The sequence below is a fragment of the Sphingomonas sp. genome (genome assembly GCF_031380695.1).
Lineage (GTDB): Bacteria > Pseudomonadota > Alphaproteobacteria > Sphingomonadales > Sphingomonadaceae > Sphingomicrobium.
Genome location: NZ_JANMWY010000167.1, coordinates 1 through 1,993, shown reverse-complemented (window position 1 = coordinate 1,993; position 1,993 = coordinate 1). Strand labels below are relative to the sequence as shown.

3 protein-coding genes and 1 pseudogene are annotated in these 1,993 nt (G+C 63.1%); all 4 read left to right on the top strand.

The annotated features are described in order from the left end of the window. Positions 1-264, top strand: a pseudogene (locus RMN84_RS06350) (dihydrolipoyl dehydrogenase); the annotation flags it as partial. 10 nt (positions 265-274) lie between these two features. Continuing rightward, positions 275-1,219 (top strand): cation diffusion facilitator family transporter, encoded by a 945-nt coding sequence (locus RMN84_RS06345; protein ID WP_309611346.1) that lies wholly within the window; start codon positions 275-277, stop codon positions 1,217-1,219. A gap of 45 nt (positions 1,220-1,264) precedes the next feature. Continuing rightward, on the top strand, positions 1,265-1,666 hold the full coding sequence (locus tag RMN84_RS06340; RefSeq protein ID WP_309611345.1) for a cupin domain-containing protein: 402 nt from the start codon (positions 1,265-1,267) through the stop codon (positions 1,664-1,666). 72 nt (positions 1,667-1,738) lie between these two features. Then, positions 1,739-1,993: hypothetical protein (locus tag RMN84_RS06335; protein ID WP_309611344.1), on the top strand; the 255-nt coding region annotated here is incomplete at its 3' end.

Sequence of the window (1,993 nt, the reverse complement as noted above, 5' to 3'; positions counted from 1 at the left end):
CCGGCGATCGGCAATGGCAAGGCGATCGCGCTCGGCGAAGTCGAGGGCTTCATCAAGACGGTGTTCGACGCGAAGACCGGCGAGCTGCTCGGCGCGCACATGATCGGCGCCGAGGTGACCGAGCTGATCCAGGGCTATACCATCGGCAAGACCGCCGAGCTGGTCGAGGAAGATTTCATCCGCACCGTCTTCCCGCACCCGACGCTGAGCGAAATGATGCACGAAAGCGTGCTCAGCGCCTATGGCCGGGTGATCCACATCTAAAGGGGACGACGTGAGCGACGGGGTTCATAACAACCGCACTTTGTGGATCGCTTTTGCCGCGAACCTGGGCATTGCGGCGTCGAAGTTTGTCGCCGCCGCCTTTACCGGATCATCGGCGATGCTCACCGAAGGCGTCCATTCGGTGGTCGACTCCACCAACCAGCTTCTCTTGCTGTGGGGGCGCAAGGCGGCGCGGCGGCCGGCCGACGCGACGCATCCGCTGGGCCATGGCCGCGAGCTGTATTTCTGGAGCTTTGTCGTCGCGGTGCTGGTGTTCGCGCTCGGCGCCGGCGTGTCGGTGTACGAAGGCATGCTGCACATCTCGCACCCCGAACCGGCGGTGTCGCCGATCATTGCTTATGTGGTGCTCGCCTTCGCTTTCCTGCTGGAAGGCGGATCGACGTGGACCGCGTTCGTCGAGTTCAAGCAGGCGAAGGGGCCGCTCGGCTGGATCGAGGCGGTCAAACGCTCGAAGGACCCGCCGGGCTTCATCGTCCTGCTCGAAAATGGCGCGGCGATGTTCGGGATCGTCATCGCCGCGATCGGGCTCGGCCTGTCGCAGCTGACCGGCGACCCGCGGTTCGACGGCGCGGCATCGGTGGTGATCGGCGGCATCCTCGGCTTCACCGCGTGGATCCTGGCGGTCGAAAGCAAGCAGTTACTGATCGGCGAGAGCGCCGACATCGAGATCGTCGACGGATTGAAGCGGATGATCGAATGCCGCCGCGGGGTCACCGGGGTCGGCGACGTGCTCACGCTCCACAGCTCGCCCGATCAGATCACGGTGATGGTATCGGTCGACTTCGACGACGCAATCAGCGCCGGCGATGTCGAGAAACTGGTCCACTCGATCGAGGTCGACGCCGCCGACCGCTGGCCGATGGTCCGACGCATGTTCATCCGTCCGCAGAGCGGGGCGGGGGACTTGCCGCCGGGCGCGGGGATGCGGAGCTAAGTGGCGGCTGCGCCGTTAAACCGGGGAATCGAAAGGAATCGGCGGATGAATGGCTATCATGACGACATCGAGAAACTGACCAAGGCCAATTCAGATTTCCGCCGCGTGCTTTACACCGGCAAGCACCTCCAACTGGTGCTGATGGCGTTAAAGCCCGGCGAGGAAATCGGCGCCGAGGTCCACCCCGACAACGACCAATTCTTCCGCGTCGATTCAGGCTCGGGCGTGGTCACCATCGACGGCAAGGAAAGCAAGATCAGCGATGGCTATGCGGTCGTCGTCCCGGCCGGCGCGCGGCACAATATCAAGAATGACGGCACCGAGCCATTGAAGCTCTACACCCTCTACGGCCCGCCCGATCACAAGGACAAGACGGTCCACCAGACCAAGGCCGACGCCGAGGCGAACCACGACGCCGATCATTGGGACGGCGGGACGACGGAGTAGGGGATACTTGCCATGCGAGGGGAGGGCGGTCAGGCTGTCCGGATCTTGGCCCAGCCAGCATGGAGTGTGTCGATGAGTGACATCCGCGTATCTTTTCCTGAGCCGTGCGGAGAGAGATGGGATGACATGCAGCCCGCTGGCTGCAATCGTCACTGCGATTCCTGCGATAAAGTCATCCACGATTTATCGCAAATGACGATCGACGATGTTGAGGCACTGGTTTGGACCGATCCGGAGCCGTGCGTCCGGGCACACGTCGACCGCGATGGTTTCGTGGCAACTAAGAGTTCGGTAAACCCGCGCCGATTGGCTATTGCGGTTGGCTCG